Source organism: Pseudomonas sp. MIL9 (genome assembly GCF_016887925.1).
GTDB lineage: Bacteria > Pseudomonadota > Gammaproteobacteria > Pseudomonadales > Pseudomonadaceae > Aquipseudomonas > Aquipseudomonas mohnii.
Genome location: NZ_JAFEHE010000004.1, coordinates 241,732 through 267,561, shown reverse-complemented (window position 1 = coordinate 267,561; position 25,830 = coordinate 241,732). Strand labels below are relative to the sequence as shown.

19 protein-coding genes and 2 pseudogenes are annotated in these 25,830 nt (G+C 50.9%); 7 read left to right on the top strand and 14 right to left on the bottom strand.

Annotated features, from left to right (window positions below; translation table 11 throughout):
* The first annotated feature begins 529 nt into the window (after nucleotides 1-529).
* Entirely contained in the window at nucleotides 530-1,207 is a 678-nt protein-coding gene (locus JQF37_RS05675; RefSeq protein ID WP_017341670.1) for a heavy metal response regulator transcription factor, read from the top strand.
* 325 nt (nucleotides 1,208-1,532) lie between these two features.
* Entirely contained in the window at nucleotides 1,533-1,820 is a 288-nt protein-coding gene (locus JQF37_RS05670; RefSeq protein ID WP_223272652.1) for a DUF2790 domain-containing protein, read from the top strand.
* 41 nt (nucleotides 1,821-1,861) lie between these two features.
* Here the strand turns inward: JQF37_RS05670 and JQF37_RS05665 are convergent, their stop codons facing one another.
* The 4 genes from JQF37_RS05665 to JQF37_RS05650 all read right to left on the bottom strand — a co-directional run bounded on the left by JQF37_RS05665 (nucleotide 1,862) and on the right by JQF37_RS05650 (nucleotide 6,527).
* Nucleotides 1,862-3,274 carry a heavy metal sensor histidine kinase gene (locus JQF37_RS05665; RefSeq protein ID WP_017341672.1) on the bottom strand — a complete coding sequence of 471 codons (1,413 nt, stop codon included), beginning with the start codon at nucleotides 3,272-3,274 and terminating at the stop codon, nucleotides 1,862-1,864.
* The gene (locus JQF37_RS05660; protein ID WP_017341673.1) at nucleotides 3,271-3,945 is read right to left on the bottom strand and encodes a heavy metal response regulator transcription factor; all 675 of its coding nucleotides are present in this window, start codon (nucleotides 3,943-3,945) and stop codon (nucleotides 3,271-3,273) included. The genes JQF37_RS05665 and JQF37_RS05660 overlap by 4 nt, the downstream gene beginning before the upstream one ends.
* Nucleotides 3,946-4,458: 513 nt before the next feature.
* Nucleotides 4,459-5,856 carry a heavy metal sensor histidine kinase gene (locus JQF37_RS05655; RefSeq protein WP_017341674.1) on the bottom strand — a complete coding sequence of 466 codons (1,398 nt, stop codon included), beginning with the start codon at nucleotides 5,854-5,856 and terminating at the stop codon, nucleotides 4,459-4,461.
* On the bottom strand, nucleotides 5,853-6,527 hold the full coding sequence (locus JQF37_RS05650) for a heavy metal response regulator transcription factor (protein ID WP_017341675.1): 675 nt from the start codon (nucleotides 6,525-6,527) through the stop codon (nucleotides 5,853-5,855). Before JQF37_RS05650 ends, JQF37_RS05655 begins: the two co-directional genes overlap by 4 nt.
* A gap of 423 nt (nucleotides 6,528-6,950) precedes the next feature.
* On the opposite strand from JQF37_RS05650, the gene JQF37_RS05645 reads away from it, so the two are divergent.
* From JQF37_RS05645 to JQF37_RS05625, 5 genes are all read left to right on the top strand, one after another.
* The gene (locus JQF37_RS05645) at nucleotides 6,951-8,180 is read left to right on the top strand and encodes a TolC family protein (RefSeq protein WP_031319198.1); all 1,230 of its coding nucleotides are present in this window, start codon (nucleotides 6,951-6,953) and stop codon (nucleotides 8,178-8,180) included.
* Between the two features lie 88 nt (nucleotides 8,181-8,268).
* Nucleotides 8,269-9,504, top strand: a complete 1,236-nt coding sequence (locus JQF37_RS05640; protein ID WP_017341677.1) for an efflux RND transporter periplasmic adaptor subunit — start codon at nucleotides 8,269-8,271, stop codon at nucleotides 9,502-9,504.
* A gap of 26 nt (nucleotides 9,505-9,530) precedes the next feature.
* On the top strand, nucleotides 9,531-12,704 hold the full coding sequence (locus tag JQF37_RS05635) for a CusA/CzcA family heavy metal efflux RND transporter (protein WP_017341678.1): 3,174 nt from the start codon (nucleotides 9,531-9,533) through the stop codon (nucleotides 12,702-12,704).
* Between the two features lie 143 nt (nucleotides 12,705-12,847).
* A complete protein-coding gene (locus JQF37_RS05630; protein WP_017341679.1) occupies nucleotides 12,848-13,045 on the top strand; it encodes a co-regulatory protein PtrA N-terminal domain-containing protein in 198 nt (65 codons plus the stop codon).
* A gap of 142 nt (nucleotides 13,046-13,187) precedes the next feature.
* Nucleotides 13,188-13,520, top strand: a complete 333-nt coding sequence (locus tag JQF37_RS05625) for a DUF2790 domain-containing protein (RefSeq protein WP_017341680.1) — start codon at nucleotides 13,188-13,190, stop codon at nucleotides 13,518-13,520.
* 163 nt (nucleotides 13,521-13,683) lie between these two features.
* Here the strand turns inward: JQF37_RS05625 and JQF37_RS05620 are convergent, their stop codons facing one another.
* The 10 genes and pseudogenes from JQF37_RS05620 to JQF37_RS31785 all read right to left on the bottom strand — a co-directional run.
* The gene (locus JQF37_RS05620) at nucleotides 13,684-14,586 is read right to left on the bottom strand and encodes a group II intron maturase-specific domain-containing protein (RefSeq protein ID WP_130205466.1); all 903 of its coding nucleotides are present in this window, start codon (nucleotides 14,584-14,586) and stop codon (nucleotides 13,684-13,686) included.
* 710 nt (nucleotides 14,587-15,296) lie between these two features.
* On the bottom strand, nucleotides 15,297-16,622 hold the full coding sequence (locus tag JQF37_RS05615; RefSeq protein ID WP_017341682.1) for an OprD family porin: 1,326 nt from the start codon (nucleotides 16,620-16,622) through the stop codon (nucleotides 15,297-15,299).
* A 713-nt stretch (nucleotides 16,623-17,335) separates the two neighbouring features.
* On the bottom strand, nucleotides 17,336-17,638 hold the full coding sequence (locus JQF37_RS05610) for a hypothetical protein (RefSeq protein ID WP_017341685.1): 303 nt from the start codon (nucleotides 17,636-17,638) through the stop codon (nucleotides 17,336-17,338).
* Between the two features lie 375 nt (nucleotides 17,639-18,013).
* The gene (locus JQF37_RS05605) at nucleotides 18,014-19,276 is read right to left on the bottom strand and encodes a hypothetical protein (RefSeq protein WP_017341686.1); all 1,263 of its coding nucleotides are present in this window, start codon (nucleotides 19,274-19,276) and stop codon (nucleotides 18,014-18,016) included.
* Between the two features lie 2 nt (nucleotides 19,277-19,278).
* Entirely contained in the window at nucleotides 19,279-19,521 is a 243-nt protein-coding gene (locus tag JQF37_RS31680; protein ID WP_017341687.1) for a nucleoid-associated protein, read from the bottom strand.
* The gene (locus JQF37_RS05600) at nucleotides 19,518-20,411 is read right to left on the bottom strand and encodes a nucleoid-associated protein (RefSeq protein WP_017341688.1); all 894 of its coding nucleotides are present in this window, start codon (nucleotides 20,409-20,411) and stop codon (nucleotides 19,518-19,520) included. The genes JQF37_RS31680 and JQF37_RS05600 overlap by 4 nt, the downstream gene beginning before the upstream one ends.
* A 410-nt stretch (nucleotides 20,412-20,821) precedes the next feature.
* Nucleotides 20,822-20,953: pseudogene (locus tag JQF37_RS31790) on the bottom strand (BPSL0761 family protein); the annotation flags it as partial.
* A gap of 1,199 nt (nucleotides 20,954-22,152) precedes the next feature.
* Nucleotides 22,153-23,823 (bottom strand): TnsD family Tn7-like transposition protein, encoded by a 1,671-nt coding sequence (locus tag JQF37_RS05595; protein WP_204149563.1) that lies wholly within the window; start codon nucleotides 23,821-23,823, stop codon nucleotides 22,153-22,155.
* A 274-nt stretch (nucleotides 23,824-24,097) separates the two neighbouring features.
* The gene (locus JQF37_RS05590) at nucleotides 24,098-25,339 is read right to left on the bottom strand and encodes a TnsD family Tn7-like transposition protein (protein WP_331458990.1); all 1,242 of its coding nucleotides are present in this window, start codon (nucleotides 25,337-25,339) and stop codon (nucleotides 24,098-24,100) included.
* Nucleotides 25,340-25,348: 9 nt separating this feature from the next.
* Nucleotides 25,349-25,822, bottom strand: a pseudogene (locus JQF37_RS31785) (TniQ family protein); the annotation flags it as partial.
* Between the last annotated feature and the right edge of the window lie 8 nt (nucleotides 25,823-25,830).

Sequence of the window (25,830 nt, the reverse complement as noted above, 5' to 3'; positions counted from 1 at the left end):
TGTCCTAGCCTCGACGTGGGCTTCCTGTCGCGACGCCGTCATCAACGACGAAACACGAGACAGTGGACCTGCCGCCCACAACATTTTTCTAATGCGAGATCGCATAACGAGATTTACGCCCCCAAAGCGCATTGTTTCTTTGTTCACTAATAAATATTTGATGGTCTAAAAAAACTGCGGGCATCGATTTCAGGTGTCTGGATTCGATCAGAAGTCGCCCCGTCCGCAGGATCCTATGACGCGTAGATTTTTTGCACACTCAATGTACTGTTGAGCAGTTATCAGAAGGATGACTGAAGAATTACAAATTTGTTATAAGCCCATCTGCTGCGGACAATTAGTCTAAGATCTATTTAGTGTGGAGGTTTGTATGTTTTACGTCGATTGCGTAGCGGAGCCTCGATAATGCGTGATAAATTCTTACTGACTAAAATCGATCAATGCAAATATGTTGGAATGGGTTGGTGAGTGAAGTTATCTGTGCGCGTATAAGGAAGTTTTATTATTTAGTATCGAGATTTTATGAAAAATGCGTATTTTGATAATAGAAGACGAGCTGAAAACCGCCCATTATTTACATCAGGGGCTGACTGAAAGCGGATTCGTCGTTGATTGCGTCGCCAGCGGAATCGATGGCTTACGCTTAGTATCCCAACAGGCTTATGATCTTGTAGTGCTCGACGCGAACCTACCGCAACGTGACGATTGGGGTCTACTTGTAAGCATTCGCAAGGTCATTATTGCGCCTATCATGATACTTACCGTTAAAGGTAGTCTGGAGGACAAAATCAAAGGGTTCGACCTAGGCGCCGACGATTACATGGTCAAACCAATTGAGTTTCCAGAACTGTTGGCCCGAGTACGTACTCTGATGCGTCGCACTGAATTGTCGGCATTGCCCGATGTGCTGTGTGTCGGCGACCTGGAACTCGATCTGGGCAGACACCGTACCTGTCGCGCCAAGCAGCGGATTGAACTGACCAACAAGGAGTTCGCCTTGCTACACCTCTTGATGCGCCAGACTGGTACGACGCTGTCACGCAAGCAAATCATGTCCTCTGTCTGGGGGCTGAATGCTGATTGCGACACCAATGTTGTTGAAGTAGCAATGAGAAGGCTTCGGGCTAAGATTGATGACCCTTTTGACAAGAAGCTAATCCATACCTTGCGTGGTGCTGGATATGTTCTCGAAACGCGTGATCAATGAGCCCTCTTAATCCTTCGAATTTTGAAATTGTGTGAAATAATCGACATTCAATTTAAATTCAGAATGCACAAATATTTGCTCTAATAGTCAGTTTTATAGGATTCCCCAATGGCTCCTGGGTGGGACGGTACTGCGCCTGGCTGATTTTGATACCTCACTAAGCTTTTGAGGCTAACGGGTGGAAATTACAAATAAGTAATTTTTCTAAAATGAGTCAGAAAGGTTTATCTCGTTAAACTTACGTAAGTTTAACAGCTTTGTAACCACTTCAAAGAGACTCTGCGATGAGCGCTTAAAATTAAGTGCTGTTGCGCTGACGCTATCATTGTCTTCGATAACATTCGCTGAAAGCCGTGGTGATCGCAACGACAACGCCATGGAAGCAAATCAGAAAAAAAAGGCAGCCTACGCAGCCCAAAAAGGCAAGACAGCTCCGGAAGTTCAGAAATATCGTGATGGAATGAAGCTTGATATCGCAAAAGTGGTGAGTACGACCCCACCAATTCGCTCTTGCAACATTGTACCTTTTCGAATGACCTATGAGGACTCAGCTGGAAAGCTTCACACTATTGAATACCAAATTATGGGTGTGTGTCGTAACACGCACGAATGAACGGATGACGTGAATAAGGGCTGTTTTTTCAATGGTTGGTGTCACCAGCTGGCTTGTCCATGGATGTTTGGAAAACCGAGCTTGAAGATCGTGATATTACCGGGGGAGCTTTTAGCCTCTGCCACTCCCTGATGCAGACTCATGATCGATTTCACAATGGCCAAACCAAGCCCGGTACTGCCTTCAGTGCGAGAATGATGGGTGTCGACTCGATAAAAGCGATCGAATAAGTGCGGCAGATGTTGAGGTTCAATACCTGCGCCTGGGTTGGCTACAAGTAGCGAGACTTCTGTGGCATGGACTTCGATGGTGATTGAGATGGCTTGGCCTGCTGGACAATGGCGTATTGCGTTGGACATCAGGTTGGAAATTGCCCGCTGAATCATCAGCCGATCACCAATGGTCGACCCACTGCCCGTAACGCTCAAGCTGACATGTTTCTCTTCCGCCGACAGGGAAAACAGATCGATGACCTTCGAGGCTTCATCCTCCAGCGCAATGGTCTCAAACGGGACCAGCGCAGCGGGATTACTGACCTGCGCTAGGAAAAGCATGTCCGAGACAATCCGGGTTACGCGCCCAAGCTCTTCGGTGGAGGACTCCAAGACTGCTTTGTACTCCTCAATAGGCCGCTCCCGGGACAGCGTCACCTGGGCCTTGCCCATCAGGTTGGCAATGGGCGATCGCAGTTCGTGGGCCAGGTCATCGGAGAACTGCGACAACTGCTGAACATCGCTGTCGAGTCGGTGCAGCATAAAGTTGATGCCACGGGCCAGTTCACTGAGCTCCTGTGGCATCTTGACCACCGAGAGTCGGTGACTGAGGTCCTGAGCAGAGATCATGGCGGCCACCTTGCGAAACTCCTGCAGCGGCGCGAGCTCCCGTTTTACCACTGCCCAGGCACTGATGCCGATAAGAAGCAGCAGCAGTGGCAACGCTATGATCGTCGAGCTTAGATATGTGCTGAGCAGCGCTTCATTGTTGACGCAATCAATCGACAGCAATACGGCGATATTCGTACCGTTCGGTAAGCGGATAAGTCTGGACGCAGTCAGGAAGTGCCGGCCCTGATCATCGATGCTTGGGGAGTACGACACATTGACGGTGGCAGACCCTGCCGCCTTCAACTCCACCCTGGGGTCCTTCAAGCCAGAGCCGGACTTTAAGAGCGGCGTCCTCATATTCTTCAGGTCATAAATGGTAAGGTTCAGGTTGTCATGCCCCATCACCTGATCCAGCAATACGTGCGGTTTGATTTTGATGTCGACAGGTTTTTCATACAGCGAAAGACTGTGCTCGATTTGCCGCATTTTCTCGCTCAGGCTGTCTTTTGACAGTTTATCTAACTCATGCGTTAGCGCGATGAATGCAAGAACCGCCAGAAATAACACCAACAATGCGCCCAGGATACTCACCGCTAAACCCAACCGCGTCGACAGGCTTGCCGACTTCATTCCCGGGCCTCCAGCACGTAGCCAACGCCGCGCAGGGTATGGATTAGCTTGTTGTCAAAAGGATCATCAATTTTGGCCCTCAGGCGGCGGATGGAAACCTCGACCACATTGGTGTCGCAGTCGAAGTTCATGTCCCAGACCAATGAAATGATCTGGGTACGGGAAAGCACCTCACCCGACTGACGCATCAACAGGTGCAGCAAGGCAAACTCCTTGGTCGTCAGGTCGATGCGCTGTTCGCCCCGGAAGGCCCGATGGCGGCCCTGGTCGAGTTCCAGGTCAGCGACCTTCAAGACCTGCGGGACGGGAACGTGTTCGCTGCGACGCATCAAGGTTCGTACCCGGGCCAGCAGTTCTGGAAACTCGAATGGCTTGACCAGATAGTCATCAGCCCCCAGGTCGAGGCCGCGGATCTTGTCCGCCAGGCGCCCGCGAGCGGTCAGCATCATGACCCGGGTGTTACTGCTTTGGCGCAGTTGCTCAAGTACACCCCAGCCATCAAGTTGTGGTAGATCGACGTCAAGTATTACCAAGTCGTAGGTTTGTTGACGCGCAAGGTGAAGTCCATCCGTGCCATTCACCGCCCGATCTACTATATAGCCGCTTTCAGTCAAACCCTGATGCAGGTATTCGGCAGTTTTAAGCTCATCCTCAACTACAAGCATTCGCATGGTAGTGCCGCCCTATGTAATATGAATTGAATAATGAAATTTCGAAGTTTACTTAAATGCCCGACTAAGAAATGATGTAGAACTATTCGATCATAAAGATCTCAAAACCGCGCATTGCTCAAGTGTCCAGTATCAAGCCTGAAGCTGCTACAGGGTCAACAGGAGGAAGAGCTTTTACAATAAAAGTATTTGCGACCATATGTCGCAGGTGTGTTAAAGCGCGGTTCTCTTACATTTATTTCAGTCTGAAGCCAAGCTCCGCTCGGCTGATATCTATAGGCAATCGTTTCGAAGTGTTACGGTACAGGCAGTCAATTTAATGCCGCACGCGTTGGGGAGGAGTGGCAGGATGTACCAAGGGGAGTTGATCTCGCTTTGTTATGTGCAAATATCCCACCCTATCTATGCTCTAAGGATTTCGGAGTCGCACTCTTAGGTTGTTTTCTATTTGTTTTGATTTTAGTTAAAGTCTTACTAAAAACACTTCCCCGATTTGTGGTCTATTAGTTTACTTTACGCATTATATTTTGGAAATGTAAGTCGAAAGACTGTCGGATGACCCGACATACTTTTGACCTCTGCCGTTCCTTGGTGAAGACTCATGATGGATCGGACAATGGCCAACCCTAATCCAGTACCACCTTCAGCTCGTGAGCGACTGTTATCTACACGATAGAAACGATCGAAAATATGGAACAAGTGCTGGTGCTCAATTCCTACCCCAGGATTACTTATTGATAGTGAGACTTTTTCAGTTTGCGTTTCAATCGCTATAGCAATGGACTGCCCTGCTGGGCAGTGACGAATGGCATTTGATAAAAGATTGGAAATAGCCCGTTGAATCATGAGTCGATCACCTAAAACTTTGCCCCATCCGCTGACAGTTATACCAACGCTCTTTTCCTCAGCCGATAGAGAAAAAAGGTCGATGACTTTTAGCGCTTCATCCTCTAGTAAAATGCTTTCAAACGGCACGAGTGCAGCCGGATGACTTACTTGGGCCAAGAAAAGCATGTCTGAAACAATTCTGGTGATTCGTCCTAGTTCCTCGGTGCATGACTCTAAAACAGCCTTGTACTCTTTTGCCGGGCGTTCTCGAGAAAGTGTTACCTGAGCTTTCCCCATAAGGTTCGTAATCGGTGACCGCAGCTCATGCGCCAAGTCATCAGAAAATTGCGATAGTTGTTGAACTCCGCCGTCAAGACGGTGCAGCATGAAGTTTATACCGTGAGCAAGCTCACTGAGTTCTTGGGGCATCTTGACAACTGAGAGTCGATGACTTAAATCCTGGGCCGACACCATTGCTGCAACTTTCCGGAATTCCCGGAGGGGGGATAAGCCTCGTTGCACAATAGCCCAGGCGCTGAAACCAATCAGAATCAGCAACAGTGGAACCGCTACAATGGTCGAACTCAGGTAGGCGCTCAATAGCGTTTCATCATTCGAGCGATCAATAGACAGTAGGACCGATACGAACTCACCATCCTTTAATTTCATGAGCTTAGAGGCGGTGAGGATGTGGATTCCGGACTCTTCGGCTGGGGAGTAGTACGACAGCTTATTACTGGCGGCTGTTCCGGCTTGATTCGTAGATACTTCAGGTATATCTGCTCCAAAACTCAGCAGAGGTTCACTCATGTTGTCATCATCAAAGATGGTCAGGTTAAGATTGTCGTGTCCCAGCACTTGATCTAATAGCACGTGTGGTTTTAAACTCATGTCACGGGTACTGATATCCATCAGTAGACTGTGCTCAATCTGACTCATCTTCTTCTCTAAGCTATTTTTTGCGCGCGAATCAAGTTCGTGAGTAAGCGCTAAAAAAGCTAGTATCGCTAACAGCACTACTAGTACCGCTCCCATAATGCTAACTGTCAACCCCAGCCGCATCGATAGGCTGACCGGTTTCATTTCCTCGCCTCCAATACATAGCCTACGCCACGAAGGGTATGTATTAATTTTGTTTCAAATGGATCATCTATTTTTGCTCTCAATCTTCGTATCGAAACTTCGACAACGTTTGTGTCGCAGTCAAAGTTCATATCCCACACTAAAGAGATAATTTGAGTGCGAGATAACACCTCTCCTGATTGACGCATCAACAGATGAAGCAGCGCGAACTCCTTTGTCGTCAGATCTATGCGTTGCTTTCCGCGGAATGCGCGATGTCTGCCTTGATCAAGTTCAAGGTCAGCGACTTTTAATACCTCTGGAACTGGAACATGTTCGCTGCGACGCATTAAAGTGCGTACTCTTGCAAGCAACTCAGGGAATTCAAATGGCTTGACCAGGTAATCATCGGCTCCCAAATCCAATCCTTTGATTTTGTCTGCCAGACGCCCTCTTGCAGTCAGCATCATTACCCGAGTGCTACTAGTCTGCCGAATATTTTCAAGAACGTCCCAACCGTCAATTTCAGGTAGATTTACGTCTAGTATTACCAGATCATAAGCTTGCTGACGTGCTAGATGGAGTCCATCAGCCCCGGTCGATGCGCAGTCTACAATATAGCCACTTTCAGTCAGGCCTTGATGTAAGTACTCAGCAGTCTTCAGCTCGTCCTCTATCACAAGGATTCGCATAGGATTTCACCCTCTGGTAAATGTATCGGAATGATTGGATGCTCGTTAAACATGGTTTAAGGGCTTTATTAATCTGTATAAATGTTTCGATTCTGGCTACATCTTTAATTTTCTTCGCAATATGGTCTTTTTAAAGCTTTGCAAGGTTCGTCATGTTTCCTTGACCTCCTAAAGTACTAGGTTCGGCTCCCTTTTTTTGTTTCGGGTTGTTTCTTGGTGCGAGCACTTGTTGACTTCATCCTAATGCATTAATTGAGGTTTTTCCGCTGGATAACGTATTTGTAATTTTTCAGTCACCTTGTTGATAGGTGCGGAGAATTACATTTGCCTCATGGGAAATTCTTTTTGTTTTAAAGGTTTTAAGGAATGATGGAATTACTTCGGCGTAGAAAGTTTATTGCTCACCCAATCACGCATAAGACCATGCTAAGAGCAGGTCTCATTTCGATCCTTGCGCTTTTGACTAGTCCTTTGTTTGCGGCGACCGCTCAAATGCTAACAATGGATCAGGCGCTTGAAACCGCTTTTGCCAATAACCCTGATCTGGCGGCCGCTCAATGGGAGACTGGTATTGCTCAGGGAGAGCGACAGCAGGCAGGGTTGATCCCTAACCCTGAGGTTTCCTGGGAGGCTGAAGATACTCGGCGAAACTCGCGCACTACGACGGTAATGATCAACCAGCCGATCGAGCTTGGCGGTAAGCGCGGGGCTAGGATCGAGGTGGCCAGTCGAGCTCAAGACGCGGCCGGTATTGAATTGGACCGCAAACGCAATGTTCTGCGTGCCGATGTCATTCAGGCGTTTTACAGCTCCTCGACGGCTCAGCAAAGGCTGCTGTTATCACGTCAATCACTTGAGCTCGCCGAGCGCGGTTTGCGTGTAGCTCAAGGTCGCATCAAGAGTGGTAAATCCTCACCCGTTGAAGGTACTCGCGCAGAGGTTCAGCTATCAGAAGTGCGTCTGGAGCTGAGGCGGGCTGAGCGGGATGAGGCCAGTGCCTACCAGCGACTCGCTCAGGTCATGGGCGCGCCTTTGCCTGCATTCGTGTCTGTGGGTGATCCAGGCCGGTCGATGCCAACCGTACCGGATTCGTCACTGCTGCTTAATCGCATAGGTGAAACCGCGGAACTACGATTGGCAAAACTGCAAATAGATCAGCGGGAAGCCTCCCTTGGCCTGGAGAAGGCTCAGCGAATTCCCGACCTCACCGTGAGTATCGGGAGCCAATACGACGAGCGCGAGCGCGAGCGGGTGAATGTCGTGGGGCTGTCTATGCCCATCCCATTGTTTAACCGTAACCAGGGCAACGTACTAGCCGCTGCCCGCCGTACCGATCAAGCCCGCGACCTTCGTAACGCCAGTGAGTTACGCCTGCGCACAGAAATCCAGACCACCCTGGATCAGTGGATGACGGCTAACACTGAAGTCGCGTCGTTCAATCAAACCATCCTGCCTGCCGCGAAAAGTGCCGTCGACACCGCTACCCGAGGTTTCGAAATGGGCAAGTTTAACTTCCTCGACGTACTCGATGCTCAGCGCACCTTGATTAGCGCCCGCACGCAATACATCCAGGCTATCGCCGAGGCGACAGACGCCTGGGTGCGCATCGAGCGAATTTTCGGAGATGTCGCCCTTCTCACTCGCACTCCGTGAATTTCATATAACGCTTTTTTTACCGCTGCTCAGCATCGCAATACCACGGTAATCCGTGACTGCCGACTGGGCTGCGCAGGGAGTTTCCATGGATAAAAAACTAATTCTCGTCACTGCACTGACCTTGACGTTGGGTATAGGCATCGGCTCGTTGTGGATGGGCAGCCCATCGGTGCCCTCAGCCGAGGCTCAGGCTCAGGCTCAGGCTCAGGAGGGCAAAGGCCATGACGATCACGGCGATGAAACTACTGGCAAAAAATCAGCCGAGGGCGAACACGCCGAAGGCGAAGCGGAAGAAGGTCACTTGACTCTGAGCGAAGAGCAGATCAGCTCAGCCGGCATCCAGTTGGTCGAAGCCAAGGCGCAGAGTATTAGCCTTTCATTGCCCTTTCCTGGAGAAATCCGTTTTGATGAAGACCGCACTGCACATGTGGTGCCCCGTGTACCCGGTGTCGTCGAGTCGGTCCATGTCAATCTTGGTCAACCGGTGAAAAAAGGCCAGTTGCTGGCCGTGATCGCCAGCCAACAAATTTCTGATCAGCGTAGTGAACAAGCCGCGGCGCAACGTCGTCTTGAGTTGGCCCGTACTACCTACGAGCGAGAGCGACAGTTATGGCAGGACAAAATCTCTGCCGAACAGGATTTCCTGCAAGCCCGCCAGGCTTTGCAAGAAGCCGAAATCGCCCTCAGCAATGCTCGACAAAAAATCAGCGTACTCAGTGGCAGCTCGGTCACCAGCGGGGGTAACCGATATGAATTGCGTGCGCCGTTTGACGGGGTTGTCGTTGAGAAACACTTGGGCCTCGGTGAGGTTGTCAGCGAAACCACTAATGCCTTCACCCTCTCCGACTTGTCGCGTGTGTGGGTGACCTTTGGTGTCTCGCCAAAGGATTTAAACAAGGTACTGGTGGGCAAGTCGGTCACGGTCAGTGCGTCGGAACTGAATGCCGAAGTCACTGGAACCGTGGCCTATGTCGGCAGTTTGTTGGGCGAGCAAACTCGTACAGCCACGGTCCGCGTGACCTTGGCCAATCCACAAGGTGCATGGCGTCCCGGGCTATTCGTGACCGTGCAGGTTGACACTGATACTCGGCAAACAAAGGTCGCAGTACCAGAAGCGGCTATCCAGACGGTCGAGGACACGCAAACTGTTTTCGTTCGAACGGACGACGGGTTTAAAGCTCAGCCAGTGGAGACAGGTGGCCGTTCGGCGGGTCTGGTCGAGATCACGGAGGGCCTGGAGCCCGGTGTTCAAGTCGCCGCTGCCGGCAGTTTCATTCTGAAATCAGAACTGGGTAAAGCCTCGGCTGAACACGCCCACTGATCCGCCACTTCCACGAGAAGGTTCTCATGTTCGAACGCCTGATCCAATTTGCCATCGAGCAGCGCATCATCGTGCTGCTCGCGGTTCTCCTCATGGCCGGCCTCGGTATAGCCAGCTACCAGAAGCTGCCGATCGACGCCGTTCCCGATATCACCAACGTCCAGGTGCAAATCAACACAGGGGCAGCAGGTTTTTCACCACTGGAAACCGAGCAGCGCATCACGTTTCCCATCGAAACTGCAATGGCTGGTTTGCCGGCTCTAGAACAAACTCGCTCGCTGTCACGCTCGGGTTTGTCGCAAGTCACAGTGATCTTCAAGGAAGGCACTGACCTGTTCTTCGCCCGACAATTGGTCAACGAACGGTTGCAGGTGGCCAAGGAGCAACTACCCGAGGGGGTGGAAGCCGTCATGGGGCCGATCTCAACCGGTCTGGGTGAAATTTTCCTGTGGACGGTCGAGGCTGAAGAAGGTGCCGTCAAGGAGGACGGCAGTCCCTATACGCCGACCGACCTGAGGGTGATCCAAGACTGGATCATCAAGCCTCAGCTGCGCAATGTTCCCGGGGTCGCCGAAATCAATACCATTGGCGGGTTCGCCAAGGAGTACCAGATTGCGCCCGATCCAAAACGCTTGGCGGCTTACAAGCTTACGCTGACTGACCTTGTTACAGCGCTGGAGCGCAACAACGCCAACGTCGGTGCCGGTTACATCGAGCACAGTGGCGAACAGTTACTGATTCGCGCACCTGGCCAAGTAGCGACCACCGAAGATATCGCCAATATCGTCATGGCCAACGTCGACGGTACGCCCATCCGTGTCAAGAACGTCGCAACCGTGGACATCGGCCGTGAATTGCGCACGGGGGCAGCGACCGAAAACGGTCGTGAAGTGGTGCTCGGCACAGTGTTCATGCTGATCGGTGAGAATAGCCGCACCGTGGCCCAAGCCGTTGCTAGCAAGCTTGAGCAAATCAACCGCTCACTGCCAAAAGGGGTGGTGGCAGTCACCGTCTATGACCGTACCAATTTGGTGGACAAGGCAATTGCCACCGTTAAGAAGAACTTGATTGAAGGTGCGATCCTGGTGATCGCGATTCTGTTCCTGTTCCTTGGCAACATTCGCGCGGCTCTGATTACTGCCATGGTGATCCCGCTCGCGATGCTATTCACATTCACTGGCATGTTTACCAACAAGGTCAGCGCCAACCTGATGAGCCTCGGAGCGTTGGACTTTGGCATCATCGTTGATGGCGCGGTGGTCATTGTCGAAAACGCCATCCGTCGTCTGGCCCATGCACAGCAACACCACGGACGCATCCTCACCCGCTCCGAACGCTTTCACGAAGTGTTCGCGGCGGCCAAGGAAGCACGCCGACCGCTGATTTTCGGCCAGTTGATCATCATGGTCGTGTACCTACCGATTTTTGCCCTCACCGGCGTCGAAGGAAAAATGTTTCATCCGATGGCGTTTACTGTGGTGATTGCCTTGCTCGGCGCGATGCTGTTGTCGGTGACCTTTGTCCCGGCGGCGATTGCGATGTTCGTCACCGGTAAGGTCAAGGAAGAAGAGAACATCATCATGCGTAGCGCCCGTCGGGTGTATGCGCCAGCGCTAGAATGGGTCATGGGCCATCGATCAATGGCATTCGCCATAGCACTAGCCGTTATCGCGGTGTGCGGTGTGGTCGCCAGTCGAATGGGCAGCGAGTTTGTGCCGAGCCTCAGTGAAGGGGATTTCGCGTTGCAAGCACTGCGTGTACCAGGTACCAGCCTGACGCAATCGGTAGAAATGCAGCAACGTCTGGAAAGACTTGTGTTAGCAAAGGTACCGGAGGTCAAGCGGATGTTTGCTCGTACTGGTACAGCAGAAATTGCCTCAGACCCAATGCCACCAAACATCTCTGACAGCTACGTGATGCTCAAGCCGAAGAATCAATGGCCTGATCCGAATAAATCCAGGGAGGCGTTGATAGCCGATATCCAAAAAGCTACAGCCGCCATGCCCGGAAGCAACTATGAGCTTTCTCAGCCTATTCAATTGCGTTTTAACGAGCTGATTTCAGGCGTACGCAGTGATGTGGCAGTGAAGGTCTTCGGTGATGACATGGCGGTGCTTAACAGCACCGCTGCAAAAATTGCCGCGTCCATGCAGAAGATCAATGGTGCCTCCGAGGTCAAAGTCGAGCAAACGTCGGGACTGCCGGTACTGACCATCAACATCGACCGTGACAAAGCCGCCCGTTACGGACTGAACGTTGGCGACGTACAAGACACCATTGCGGTGGCGGTCGGTGGTCGTCAAGCCGGTACGATGTATGAGGGAGACCGCCGATTCGACATGGTGGTGCGTTTATCCGACGCCATGCGTAAGGATCTCGAGGGATTGTCCACACTGCTAATCCCGGTACCGGCGCTGCTTAACACCAATGCCGATCAGATCGGGTTTATTGCTCTTTCAGAGGTGGCTAGCCTCGATCTAGTGTTGGGACCTAACCAGGTCAGTCGTGAAAACGGCAAACGTCTGGTGATCGTCAGCGCCAACGTGCGTGGGCGTGATATCGGCTCATTTGTACAGGAGGCCAGTAGCGCCATTGATAAAGAAGTGCAGATCCCGGCCGGTTACTGGACCAACTGGGGAGGACAGTTCGAGCAGCTCCAATCCGCTGCCAAGCGACTACAGATTGTAGTCCCGGTGGCCCTGCTCTTGGTGTTCGCACTCTTGTTCATGATGTTCAACAACCTCAAGGATGGCCTATTGGTGTTCACCGGTATTCCATTCGCGTTGACGGGGGGAGTCATGGCTTTATGGCTCCGAGACATCCCGCTGTCGATCTCGGCAGGTGTTGGTTTCATCGCGTTGTCGGGCGTGGCGGTGCTGAATGGTCTGGTGATGATTGCGTTCATCCGCAATCTTCGGGAGGAAGGACATTCGTTGAGTTCCGCAATCAATGAAGGGGCTCTTACCCGGTTGCGCCCAGTGTTGATGACAGCTCTGGTGGCCTCTCTTGGCTTTATTCCGATGGCACTGGCCACCGGAACGGGGGCAGAGGTCCAGAGACCCCTGGCTACCGTGGTGATCGGGGGCATCCTATCCTCAACTGCGTTGACCCTGCTGATATTGCCTGCGCTTTATCAATGGGCGCACCGCCGAGACGAGGAAGAAGCCGAAGACGAAGACGATAAAATAGAAGCCGTATAATTCTTTAGTTTTAAAAGCCCACTATCGAGATTCGATAGTGGGCTTTTTTATGTGAGCTACATAACGAATCTGTAATCTTGGCGCCACCGTGTTGATAGGTTCGAATTGATACCCTACTAGCGTTAACTATATGAGGTGTCAGTATGAAAATTGCTCAAATCTGCGCTCTTGCGGGTGCTTTAATCCTTTCTTCAGTTGCTTTAGCCGAAGGTGGGGGGGACAGAACCTTCGAAAAAATGATGGCGGCGCGAGATGTGGCAATGGAGGCATATGTTGCTAGAGAAGGGAAGAGCGTTCCCGTGGTTTCAAGTGATGCTAAAGATGAGACAGGTAAAATGTAGTAGTACTGCGTATAAAAAACCGCTTCCGGTTTCCGGCGGCGGTTTTTTTTACGGCTTTATTACACATTCGTAACCTAGCCGCCACGCCATCGCAATGTTCGAATTGATATCCTTGTAACAGTTAATATATGAGGTACTAAATATGAAGTTCATGAGTATTATTACTTTCGCTGGAGCTCTGACGTTATCCTCTCTCGTACTGGCGGAAGGGGGAGGAGACAAAGCCTTTGAAAAGATGATGGTGGCGAATGCTAAAGCCATGGAGCAGTATGCAATTAGCCAGGGGAAAAGCGCCCCTGTGTCGAAAGAATACGAGTACGGGATGAAGGTGGATGTTGTGAAGGTTATCAGTGTGGTGCGGCCTGCAAAAGTCTGCGCAGTGGTGCCCGCCGCAATGACCTATGAAGATTCAAAAGGACAGCTAAATACAATTAGGTACACTGTGGCTGGAGAGTGTCGTAAACGAGGCGGCTAGCAGCTATGCTGCTGTCAGAGGGATTTATAACGCTCGATTAACCTCAACACTTAGAGGTATCGGGCGTTTTTTATATGCTCGTGTTTTAACGGATCGAGTAGGAGGCGGATTTACATCCGCCGTCCTCTCACACCACCGTACGTACGGATCCGTATACGGCGGTTCAAGCTATGCGGCTAAGCCGGTTTATCGTATCCAGTACCGAGACCAACCCAAGTTGATCCCATAGCTTCTTCGGCAGCGCCTGATTCATATGAGATGCTCCCGAGCTCCACCATGGGCCTCGGCCATTGAAGGCTGATTTGCAGGTGCGAGCTTCGCTAAGCCCCAGGCGCATCAAGTTACGTGCCCTCGTTGAGGGCCGCTTCCATTGACGCCAGACGACGCAGCGAAGTTTGCGTCGTACCCAGCCGTCAATTTCCTCAAGTGGCCGTTTGCTCTGACTGAGCTTGAAATAGCCTGCCCACCCGCGCAGCACAGGGTTTATTCGTTCGATGACATTCGCCATCTTGTGGTCCCGCGCCCCGCGCAGCAGGTCTCTTAACCGGTCGTGCAAGCGACCCAGACTCATCGTCGCCACTCTCAGCCTCGGTTGCTGATGCCAGCTCATCCCATAACCCAGATAGTCGCAGACCCAAGGCCGTGCTACGTGGCTCTTTTCCCGGTTCAGCGTCAGTTTCAGGCGCTGATTCAGGAAACGCTCAACACCGGCCATCACCCGCGTGCCAGCTCGCTGACTGCGCACATAGATGTTCGCGTCGTCGGCATAACGCACGAAGCGATGGCCTCGCCGTTCCAGTTCGCGGTCGAGTTCGTTGAGCAGGATGTTCGACAGCAACGGCGAGAGCGGGCCGCCTTGATACGCACGCCTAAGGTTGGCCGGTACAAGCACCTGCTCCATCAGCGTGTCCGGCTCCGCGTTCGTCCACGTCACAGACGCCGCCGATACCTGTGCGCTGTCAGCCGTCATCCTCGGATACTGTCCGGGACTCGGAGTAACAGTCTTCTCTTGGAGAAATTTCTGCATTTCGGTATTCAACGAGACTTTGACGCCTACTGGCGGCATAACTTGTTCGGCCCTTGGTGACGGGTTTATTCGCCACTTACTACGGCCTCGGCTGACTTCTGCACGTTCATCCCGTCGCCTCTCGACGCTCGGTAGCACTGTGGCAAACGTGCAGATCTCCCAGGGTAATTCGCGCGACCTTCCTGCTTATGCCTGTCGGATCTACGTCGCAGCGTCCCGTGCAAGTATTGGGCTTTAGGGAAACACGCCCCTTTACCCCGCTGCGCCGCCTCTATCCGCTTGCTGTTCGTCAGGCCAGCATTTTGCCTCGGGCTTCCTTCAGATTCGCGGTCACCCGCGACACCCTTGCCTCTGGCTAACACTTCCCCTTGCCGGGTGTGTAGAGGACTTTCACCTCCAAGTCACCAGCGAGGCCACACAGCCAAGCTGGTTGCGCTTGCGCGCAACGCGCCATGCCTGGCGCACGCATAAAAAAGACGTCCCGAGGGACGTCTTAAAAATTCACCTTTTTCCAAAGGAGCTTCTAAAGGTGAGCTTGGAGCTTTAACTGAACAGCAATGAGTTTCAGATTTTCACAGACTAGCTACTTGTCTATAGGAATCCAACCAGATGCGCTAGCTAGGTTCCTATTAACTCCCACTCACTATAAGCAATTTAAGTTAACGTGGAGATGATTGAAAAATTACATTTTTGAAATCTTTCTATCGAAAACGGGATATTCGTCAAGAACGAATCATCCCGTTCAGGTATTACAGAATCGCTAGTGGGTACTCAACAATCACACGGACTTCATCCAAATCCGATTCAAATGCGGTTGCACGGGTGTTCGCTTGCCGCAAGCGGAAAGACATATCTTTCAAGGAACCTGTCTGAACGACGTATTTTACTTCGATGTCGCGCTCCCAACGTTTCTGATCGGTCAACGGGTTCCCGTCCGCATCGCGCCGCATGTATGTTGCGTTAGCGTTGGAGTAGTCAGCGTCGGTGCCACGACCATAACGTGTCATAAACGACAAGCCGGGTACGCCATACGAGCTCATGTCGAGGTCGTAACGAACCATCCATGAACGTTCTTTTGGCGAGTTGAAGTCGCTGTACTGGATTGAGTTGTCGAGAAAGATGGAATCCGACTGACGCAGATAGTCGAAGTCGTCGTTACCATTATTTCGCTGGTGAGAAAGTGCAAGTGAGTGCGCACCATACTTCACGCCAATTTTAGCGCTCCAAATATTGTTGTCGAACTCGCCCAGCAGTTTTTTCCCTTCGTCAACTGCCTTATAGTAATTCACACCGCCGAATACGGAAAGCTCATCAGACAAGGAGTAGTTCAACCCGGTGCCAGCATAGTATTGATTCCAGGCGTCTTTGAGACGGCTGGAGTAAAGACTAACGATGACATTCTTGTTCACAGTGTAGTCGCCACCGAAATAGCCGACCCAAGGCGAATTAACGGGGCCCGCATAGAAGGTCGCGAAATTGTCGCGCATATTGCTGGAGACTGGTTGACTCATAGCATGCAGGCGACCACCCTGAACAGTCAGTCCTTCGATGCTGGTATTGGTCGCGGTCACACCCCGGAAACTTTCCGGTAGAAGCCTTGAGTCGCCAGACGCCACGACAGGGTTGGCGGGAAATACATCACCGACTTTCACCACAGTGTCAAAAGCGCGAACTTTGGCCGCGCCACCGACTTTCGTGTATTCATCTCGAGCTTCGCCGTCACCGTTGACAGGTAGTACATCGAACGAGCTACGACCGCCATTACGACCGTCACCCGTATCAAGCTTCAACCCGATCATCGCGAAAGCATCGACACCCACGCCAACAGTGCCTTGAGTAAATCCGGATTCGAACTTACTGATAATCGCATGCGACCAGGCTTCGGAGTAGCCATTGCCCGTGGGGCTTGATTGACCGTTACGATGATCACGATTGAAGTAGAAATTTCGATTGAGCACGGTAAGGCTGCTGTCTTCGATAAACCCCCCAGTCTTTTCCTCCGCAAACACTATAGAAGGCCCAGAACTGACAACCAACGCCAAAGCGGCCATCGAAAATTTCGTATTGTTATCCATTAATCACTCCTTAGGTTCGGCAGAACTAGAAAGCTCTTCGGCTGGAATTATTGTTTACGGGAGCAGTTTCTGCCCCCGTATCGTCGCCGACTTGTATCGTTGCAATTTGAAGATAACGGGGAGATGATTGAACAATTACAATTCTGTAATGTTCGCCTGTTTTTTCAAAATTAACTTTTTCGGCATGCCCCCAACCGATGGGTGGCTCTACCTTTACTAGGGCTTTTCTCAGGAGTACTCTTAACCAGCAGCACGAATCAACACCTGAAAGTGCGCATGCTCAGGAGCTGAAACCAGTTCTCGATGCATCGTCACAGCGAAGTCGAACCGAGATTGTTTATATTTTTGGCTCACCTGACCAATCTGACCATCACACAGCCTTATATGATTCAAGCAGTGACCGCGGTCAAGTTGGGATGCGGCAATAGCTGTACCCGGAAGGCGCTCGCCGCTAACCAAAATGAGACAGCGATAGCGGAAATATTCAGGATGTAGTGTTGTGGAGGTTTCCCATCCGCTTGTTCAAAAAACCGAGTATTTTTTAATACTGCTGGAGTTGTTTCTTTTGGACTTTATCAGCCAGTCCCTATTACGGCGCATACTGGTCAAGTTACATGCAAACGAATGTCTGCAAGAAAACAACTGGCTGGTCAGTGGTATTGCATAGGGAGCAAGAGCAGTGTAATGAAGCACGTTCTTTAACGATACGATAGTTACTGGATGGGTTTGACCGAGACCACATCGAAATATTTGAATTTCTTCTTTTTAGCTTCATTTTTTGCATCTTGTTCCGCGACAAGAGTACTCAGCGTGTTCGCATCATAAATGAATACGCTCACGTCGCCTTCGAAGTCCTTGGTAACATGCAGTGTCACCCTCAGCTTCGGTGATAGCGGTTTAGAGTTTAGTCGGGACGTTGGACTCGGCTGCGGCTTTGCGAGTACTACGGGGTCGGATTGTTTTGGGGAGCCGAATAGCGCCAAGCGCATATCCTCCTCATTCAGTTCATCGCTCATCTGGGATTTCTCGTCGCTAATGTAAGACGCGGGACCTTCAATACGTAGACTACGTGGCAACCTCCTGCTGACCGCCAACTGTGATGGCCTCAGGAGTTTCAAATGGTGGGTTTTCCTCTCTTAACGTTTATCACTGAACGATTGAAAACGACGTGGCCGAGGGATAAGCCAGATTTCCCGCAAAGCGCTGCCTTTATGAAAACCGCCGCACGCTCCAGCTCCGTTGAGGATGCTGCGTGCTCAGCCGCCACCTGTTTGTTGCGAGCATAAATTTTTTCCTCGAGCAATTGAAGACAGCGTGGATCATTATTCAACAGTTTGAACTTACTAATCCAATTTCACCTTAAAATTTTCCATAGAAATGAGGCAAAGCCTTTACGGGCTGAGAAAGTTCGGGACTACGTTGAGCGCGGAAAACACGACCGATAGGATGGTCATCAATAGCCATACGAAATCGTCCCAGTATTTTATCGAGGCCAGCAGCAAAGCCCCGACGATTGGCAGCAAGGACAGCCCCTTCAGCAAGCGAAAGGTCCCAGTTAGCGTTCGGCCCTGCTTGTCGACCTGGTCGATGGTGATCCTGAGCAAGCCCTGAAGTTTTGGGGGATAGGTTTTTATCTTGTCCTTAAAATCATCGAAGATGACATTGAAACTGTGTAGCAGGCGCTCTGTTTGCAGCATTTGATTGTGCAAGATCGCAAGCAGAACCACAGAGACCACTGCCAGCCCAAGGACAAGAATAAAACCTTCGAATTTTGAGGTTGTTTTCTCCAGCACAACCAGACCCGCCAACGATATCGGCAGGGCAAGCATCTTGCCCGCGATGTCGCCCAGTACCCCGCTAAGCTTAGTGCCATAGTCGATTTCAGCCTGGGCCACCTCGCGCCGGGCTCTCTCAAACGAGAAGCTATAGACGTAGGTTTGCAGATTCGCACGGTACGTGGCGAGGACCTCCCGCCACTCCCGCACGATCACCAAGAACAGATTCGGCTCGCTCTCAAACTTCTCGATGACGCTCGCCACCGCCATCCGAATCATCAATTTTCGTTCGGAGAGGTGCGCCTTGTTTTCGTTTTTTCGATTGAGTATTTCTTCCAACAAGCTCAGGTGGTTGAGCTCATAGTCAAGAACCTTGACGTCAACCTGGGTAGGCAACAGAAAAGTTCTCGGAGGCTTAGCCCCATCAGGAGGCAAGGCAAAAAACAGGTTATAACCATCTGGACTGCTGTCTTTGTCGACGCCGATCGCTAGCAGTGCAAGCAGCTCGATCAGCCGGCAGACGCGCCTGAGCGCCTTAATCGCCGAAGGTTCGGTGTCATCACTATCCGCCCAACTGAGCTCAACAATGTACACGTTACTCGGAAATTGGCCCTTGCCCAATGAGCCATTGCGAGCGACAAACTCGCCTAAGTTCGGGTAGAACCGGCCCGACTCGTTCGATGGCAAGCGAAACTCAATATCGAGAGAGTCAGCTTCTTCAGAGCAATGCTCGAACTTGCCATAGGCTGCGGGCAGGTCATCACACATTCGCAACGCACCGATAATGTCGGGCGTTGGCCTCCCCTCATAGCGGATGACCCCATCCTCAATGGTGGGCGCTCCGAGGGCACGGTAGAGAGCTACCACATTGGAAAACATTTTTAGCCAGCCCTAGCCAGCAATTCTTTCTCGATCACACCAACCAGTTCGGCAGTCAGATTGGACAGGGTCAACTTCTTCCGCCCCTCATCATAGTAAACGTCTGCGGCCGGATCCTTACCTAACGCTCCACGCTCGAATTGCAACGACCAGTTAGCAGCGTCCCCCTTGATACGGGTCTTCTCTTTCAGCGATTTCGCATTGACCGTAAAGTCGTCCGGCACCTTATGTTTCTCACTATTCAAATATCCTTCAACCCAACGATTTCATCCACTAAGTCAGCGGGTACGTGTGCGACAGCGACGTGGCAGATGGCGTCCAGGCGCGCGGACTTGCCTGCGGCCAACTGCTCCTCCAGATATTTGATCACCGCCTCTTTGGCCTTATAACCAAAGCTTTTTAACGCTTTGTTGTCGCGAAAAAACCGGGCAATGTTATCAATGGCATTTTTGGTAGCGCGTCCGGAGGCCACTCCTTTCGCACAACCCAGTGCAGAAATGAAATAGTCAGATGCCTGACTATCACGGCCGCGGCTGATGAAGCACAGGTAGGTTGAATCCACTTCATCCTCCGCGTCATCCTCATTCTGCTCAGGCGCAGCAGCGGCCGCAGCAGCCATAGCCTTTATGGCCACGAAGCTAGCCAAGTTGATCCTGGCGGCCTGCTGAACCTTGTTGAGATCGACTTCTTGAATTTCCTTCGGCACATAGTTTTCGTCCAGCTGAATACCACCGCGCTCCTTCATGCTGGCGACCAGGAAAAAGTCGGTTGCGCCCGAGGTGTACTGGGCGCAAAGGATGTGTCCACCAGTCGACAAGACTTGATTACCGGCTTGCTCCACCAGTTGGTCCATTGCCAAGTGGGTCAAGTCGATAAATTGCGCTTTATCATCTTGTACTTCTACGAACGCGGTGAAGCGCTCTGGAAACGGCCCCTGACGGTCATCATTGGCAAACTGTCCATAGACCACGCTGTTGCCTTCTTTGCCGATGAGGCCGTGGATGCCATTGACCAGAAAATGCAACGCAGGATTTTCAGTATCGAGCGCCACATCCTTCTTGACCACCTCGGAGATATAGCTGGTCTTGGCCAGCTTCTTGAAGCTGTGAATAATGGCAGTTTTCAGTGTGATCATAGGTCGAATTCCGTTCCGATAGTATCAATATGGAATCACTGAAAATAACACCTTACCCAACAAACTTCAGGGCTTATCTCGGCACGTGACACCGCCCAAGGGCTTCAACACTTAGGCAATGAGTAAGACCGTAAGAACCCATTAACTGTACATACATACAGCATAATGATCTATACCGTTCATCAACACGAGGGTCGGAGCGTTGAAGCGCGGACAGCACCATCTCGGATTGCCACAGACCATGGTCTCTATCATAGACTCAGTCTGAGGAAGTTTTTCCAACCTTATCCGTCAGTGCTGGAGCTCAACTGGGGAGTGTGGACCACTATCGCGAACTCTCGCGTTGGATCGCTCGGATCCTTTGTTTGAAGCAACTCTTCGAAGGAGCCGATCCCAAAGATCACCCATGGTTCTGGGTAATGCCGCAGGAGGCGTTTTGCCTGCTGACGAACAGATTCTGGGAGGGTCTGATCTCTGGACAGCTCACGCAAGAACTCGCCTGTTTGGACGATACTCCGGGTACGCTCGCAGGGCATGGTCATGTGTTGCCACTCCGCTAGAATTTGCGCTTAACCTTAGAAAACCACCGCCATCGCCGATGGATTCTGGGAGTGTGAATCATTCGTTTGAATTATAGCAAGCACGCCGCTCGGCTCCTCTGAAGTAGACAGGCCACCCCTTATACAGCCAGGTTCTAGGGGGCGATTGCTGATACGTGGCCAACACTATGTCTTGGTAAGCACCGGAAAAATATAGGGATGGCTGAGGCGGACGAAACCTAAAACGCTGAACGTCGATGACTGCCACATTGCGCACCAGTGACTTTCAGTACAGGCTCTGCGCGACGTCCAGGTCTGTTCGTACCCTTCGACCGGGTCCCATCAACACATAAACGGTGTTTTTTGTCTCGAACAGGCAATCATGGGTGAACGAAACCCCCAATGAAGTTCTTACCCAATGACCGCGAGGGAAACGTCCTTTGCTATCGTGGATAACACATAAAGCGTTGACCAAAGTGGGAGTGACTCCTCTTCTCACAACGGCCTTTAACTGACGGGGGGAGACCGCTATATCAACCACTGTCCAATCAGCGACTAGGCAATAGGCGCGTCCAGGGAAGTAAAATCCGACCAGAGCCACGGCGTCTGAATGAGCTAGCTCACATCCAGGTAATCTTTCGCCACCGGAAAGCAGTTCGACTAGGCCCGCCAGATTCATTCGTCCCTCCGACTCACCTCAAAAATCGAGTCGAATAATCAATCACACCAGTCAGCATAGCTGCGCGTAAAGCGCCTAGTCTAAACGCGATGAACAGCACGCAAAATTTGACTCATCTCCTCGAAAGCTGATGCTTAGCCCGGTCGCTATGGTCTGATTCACCCCGCGATACCTCTGATCGCGGGTTCACGTTTTCAAGACCTACAGCTCTACGTATCTCTCGCCTCACTGAACACCACTATTTCGATCGGTGGTGTCGCCGGCTGGAGTGGCTTACGCCAGTTACCGACGTCATACCATTGCCCATGCTTGAATCCCACTTCGGGATCGGTGCAAATGGGAGTGAAGCCGGGGCGTCATGAATGCTGACGTCTGCGGCATTGAGTGGGGCGATATCGGCGCGTCCAATGCCCCGTCGATATGCAATTGGCGTCGGTATAAATAGTGACATCCACTGCCCAGCAATACGCCTCAGAGATCATCGGATCCACAGCAGTACTGTGCCATTCCATAAAAATATCTACTAGAGCTTTGAATTGGACGCGATCATCTCCATGTATGCATTGCCACCCATGGGAATATCATAACCTGGTGGCCCTTCCCATTGCCGCGAGACGCCGGTATTTCTAAGCATAACTTCACCATCAATACCTTCCTTAACCATGTTGTCTAAATCCCACTCGAAGTGATTTATGAGAGCTTGGCAAGCCACATGAGGTACTGTAGTCAATAATTTTAAGCTGGAGCTGTTTGGGGGTAACTTAAGCCTCGCGATCTCCGACATCGTCCATATCATTCTCCGTAACCGGAAATGCCAAAGAGATTCTAGATGAAGCTCAAGTTGTTCTGACACCAACGGAAAAGACTTACGAGTCGCACGCTCCCTACTTACTTTTCGCGGCAAAAGTGCAAGCATGTTACCGATATTTACTCGAACCTGTTTTTGGGCGATGCGGTACAAATTCTCAACGCCTTCTTTAAGAATAGTTGCGTATTTTTCGTCCTCATCGCTCACCACCGACTCGACACTGTTCTTCTGCTTTACGTCCCTTGTAATTTCACTCAATAACCAGTCTTTATCGTTTTCGTTGAGCCAGCGTGTTACTTGATAAGCATTGACCCAAAGATAGTCCATACCAATACCTGGCTTAACCTCAAGTAGTATTGAGATTTTTTCTCGATAAGCCTTTTTTTTACTTTCTGGCAAAGCTTTCTCTTTTAGACGAACCGTCGGGTTTGCCGAGCTAGTAAGTAGAGACTCTTCTGCCAAGCATTTCTCAAATTTTTCTGCACTACCAAATAGATGTAGAGATATTAGAAGATGCCGCGCCAGCGGCATATCGATTTGACCTCTTGTTGTCGATAGCCGAATCCATTGACGTCGGATACCGGCTGCGTATGCTAGGTCAATTTTCGAAATAGTATCATCGCCAAACTTATCACGAATACTGCTAAATAATTTAGCAGTGCCAATCAGATTCCCATGAACAAACCCACGCTTCTTTGCTTGACGTCGATAACAGGCAGCCAAAATCTTATAATCCACCGATGGCAGATTGCGTTGCAGAATATCATTTACAAAAACTGCGTACTCTCGTTCTTCAGATGAGGCTAGTAAACGGTTCGCAGGTTTAATAGCGTTCCACCCACAAACACAATCTTCGGTTAAATTAGGTAATAACTTGTTTCTACGAAAGAAAGGGTGAGAACAATTCGGACAAGATTGAAGAAGTTCCTCGCCATGCCGCCAGCAGGCCGTAACGCCCGGTACATGATGAGCTCGGTGCCAATATGCGTAACCTGACTCTATGAGGTCAGCCTGCACACAGGCTAAGCAAATTTTGGCTCTGCTATTTTTTGTACCCTCCCACCTAGGCACTCGGGCAACATCTGACAAAACTCTGTCCAGTTCCTTAGATGGGTCTTTTGACAACCCTATAAAAGGTTTGTATGCAGGAAAATAAGTATTAATTTCAAGCAATTCATTAAAGTTGCTTTCTTTAACTCCAGGTAATCGAGACGCAAGGTTCCCTAATTGCTTTGGTATAATCGAAAGTTGAAATGGGGCAACGCCAAAAAGGTCACGAAACGTTTCTGCCTCTGTTTTGTTTCCAGACAAAAAATGGTACCTCGTAATACGAGATAACAGTGTCTCATCTGGCATCGATATTGGAAAAAAAAGAATGCTGGACATGAGTAGCCGATTTTTTAGCGTGGGTTCTGGTAGGACGCGAATCCTGTGAAGGAAGTACTTTTATCACATATCACCCTGTACCCAGGCAAGGATTTTTATGAGCGCAACACAGTAGCGAACAGCCACCAACTACTACTTTAAAAAATCCGCCGTTTTTTATTCGGTGTCATAATATAATACCGAACACATATAAATACCCTTCATGTATTGCTTCGCCAAAAACTCACACAGCGAATCTACGCGTTGCTCATTGACGGGGCTTCTGGCGACGGCGTTACAGAGCAATATCCATACTAGAATCAGAATGCAGTCCCCCTGTGCGCGGTTTTCTGATACACGCTGTTCGATATATCGATGATTGAGTAATTGGTTTGCCGTCTAGTTTTAGCTTACGCTCGGCCCAGCTCAAACGCCTCCTATGGAATGCATCCAGGGTTTCGCATTCGGCCGCCAGTGCAGCCGCACAGCGCGGCAGCTTGTTGAGCTGCTTTTCAAACCTAGATAACACATGAAGCTCTCTGCCTATTTTTGTCCGTGAGATACGGACAGGTTTACCTGGAAGCGTTCGTAACATTTCAGCGCATTGAACCACTTCATTGGCAAGGTTAAGGTCGAGGTCTTTGAATCTTTCTGCTTGCTGTCTGCGCGGTCTGTGGGCTTTACCTGGCTCTTGTGTGCGCTCAGACAGCCATTGCCGATCGTTTCGATGAAGCCACACATAATCTCGACACTCATGAGCTAGGCGAGCTCTGTAATCCCCCTCAAATCGAGTCCTCCTATCACCCAGCTGTTTCGAAAGCCTCGCCTCTTTCCATCGGTCAGGTCCATCCGAAATCGCGCGTATCATTCGGTAGACGCATGGAATCGAGTTCCTTGTTACTGACGCTATGGTCTTCGCGTCAGCCCCCGAGAGCGCCAGCCTCCAGATCGTTTCAGATGCCTCACTCATATACTCAATGGTGCTTGAGCGACTGGTTGGAGATCCGTTGGCATCTCGTACACCAGGAGTTTCGGTATTGGCTGTTCGATTAAGCGACTCGGTAATAGGCCCGTTCTGCCGCAGTATCCTTTCCATGTCGACCTTCAGCGCGCAGGCCAGCAGGATGAATTTCAGCGGATGATGGGTGCCCCTCGGCTTACGCAAAAGCTTCACAACCCAGGCCGCCGGTATATCCGCAGACGATTGTTTCAGTATCGAGTACTCCCCTGAGGAGGGGAGAGCCTCAAAGAACGCAGACATGTGCCGCGCCAATCTGCCTAAGTGCAGCCGACCAGTGTCAGAAGTCATTTCCAAGGCAATAGCGCTATCCAGAAACACTGATCGAATCGCATCAGGACATAATGGAGGAACATCGGTCTCAAGCACCTGCATCGAACGCTGCGCTATTTCGTGCAGAGCACTTTGTAGATTTTGAGGGATGTCTAACGAAATGGAGTGAGACTGAACGTCCTCATCGTCCGGTAAGTGCATTCTTCGAGAATTTCGGCTCAACCAGCGGTAATCAAGGAACTTCAACGGGGTTCCATGGTGGGGACAGATCAAAACGCCTGGAAGCTGATGCACACGGTGCCAGTACGCTGCTCCCACACAGGCCACGTCCTGGTCGATACAGTCGAAGCAAAATCGCACTCTCGAAGCGAACTCGAGTCGACTCGCGATTAACCCCAACCTTAGCATCAACCCTTCGCCGTTACCCGCCATCAAGGTATTGGCGTCGTCCACCTGTCGCTGGGTCAAAAAAGGTTCGTAGTAGGGCAGCAGCGTATGGTGCTTTATCACCTCAGCTAGCGATAGGCCTGTGCCACACGGCAGTGTCTCGGCAAGATCAGCTAGTCGACATGGGAAAGCCACGTTCTGCGAGAAGAAGTTTGCGGACTGTGCTCCATCGAAAACGGCTCTGCAGCTACGTACGCCACAGAGCCGGGCATATCTTGAAAGGACGCTGTGAAGCGTCTCATCGTGAAACACGGCCGGAAAGAAATGGAATTTTGGCCCCATTTCGTCAC